Origin of the sequence: Thalassotalea sp. G20_0 (genome assembly GCF_017744175.1) — a bacterium.
Lineage (GTDB): Bacteria > Pseudomonadota > Gammaproteobacteria > Pseudomonadales > Endozoicomonadaceae > Endozoicomonas.
Window position 1 is genome coordinate 1 of sequence record NZ_JAGHQV010000221.1, and the last position, 1,223, is coordinate 1,223.

General features: G+C 46.6%; 2 protein-coding genes. Both read right to left on the minus strand.

What is annotated here, in order from left to right; all coding sequences use genetic code 11:
* Window positions 1–211: 211 nt before the first annotated feature.
* Window positions 212–538: a hypothetical protein gene (locus J7438_RS25630; RefSeq protein WP_209278870.1), complete on the minus strand. Its 327-nt coding sequence runs from the start codon at window positions 536–538 to the stop codon at window positions 212–214.
* Between the two features lie 118 nt (window positions 539–656).
* Window positions 657–914 carry a MerR family transcriptional regulator gene (locus tag J7438_RS25635; protein WP_209278871.1) on the minus strand — a complete coding sequence of 86 codons (258 nt, stop codon included), beginning with the start codon at window positions 912–914 and terminating at the stop codon, window positions 657–659.
* Between the last annotated feature and the right edge of the window lie 309 nt (window positions 915–1,223).

Genomic DNA, 1,223 nt, shown 5'->3' on the forward strand with positions numbered 1-1,223 from the left:
GTTGGCGGTTGTGCGCCTTGTATGTTTTCCGGAGACCAATCCGGGCTACAGATGTTGCTGTAACGGTTGAAGCATAGTTCCAACTTCCCCCGCTTGGCAAGTGTTTTGATAGATACATGATTGGTTGCCTGGTGCAGATGTGTGGTCTTGTCAGGTTCGAGGTAGGAATTCCTACCTTGAAAAAAGCTGGCATCCTTGCCGGTGCTGGTGGTCAGATACCGTCTAACGCCTTACAACCAAGGGCGTGTATCTTCTTCAGGACATTGCTCTTTCTGGCTTTGAGTTTGTGCCACTCCTGCGCCAGTGGTTCTGTGGCCTCACACCTTGGGCAATGCTCTATCTTCAGATCCCGGCAAGTCTGCTTGCTGTCGTCTGTCACTTGCTCGCATTCGTTTCGGGACGGGAATTGTTCTTTCAGTGCAGACAGCTTTTTGTTGATCTGCGTAAGGTCTTTCACAAGCTCCAATGCTTTTACAGGCATAGGAACCTGAGTAACCATTGTTACCATCGGGTGGTCAGCTTTGAGTGATTGGTTCACAATATGCGCTCCAATGTATTAGTGTGCGTTGGAAATTCTGTAAGGGGGCTTGCAGTGTGGCGCTGTAAGCTCCCTCCTAAATATTCTCGTCCGGCCTTGTGGCGGGTAGTCCGGGCGATCATTGCCTTGTTCTCTTGCTGTTAGCTGCCTCCTGTTCTGCCAGCGTCTTGAAAGCTGGTTGATTTGTTAGCCAGTTATCCAGATCAACAATTCTGTACCTGACACGCCTTCCAATTTTTATGAAAGGAGGCGGCTCAAGTCCTGATAGCTGCCCTGTGATTCGAGCCTGAATAATTTCTGTTTTAGCTACGCCGATGTAACCAGATGTCTGGTCTGTGTCCAGTACAGCCATAGCGACAGACTTTTCTTTAGGCATAAGAAACCCCTCTTTGGTATGCCAAAGTTAAAAAAATCGGATCCACTCCTGAGTGTCTTCTTGACGGGAGGCAAGGTTTAAACAGCTTTGGGTGGTATCTGTTGTCTTGCCTTGAACTGCATATTGACCTGCTCATCTGTACAGGTCAAATAGCTAAACAGGGGAGGGAGAAGGCGGTTAAAGTTTTTAACTTTATGCGGGAAAAAACAGCTTGTTACTTAAAAAGTATGCTTTATTTTCACTGGCTTTCTGTAAGGCTTTGAATTTATTTAAGTTGCAAATACTGGCACGAAACTTATTGTTTTCAAT

Coding starts and splice junctions, on each gene's coding strand:
- J7438_RS25635 (WP_209278871.1), bottom strand. CDS start 914: ATGCCTAAAGAAAAGTCTGTCGCTATGGCTGTACTGGACACAGACCAG.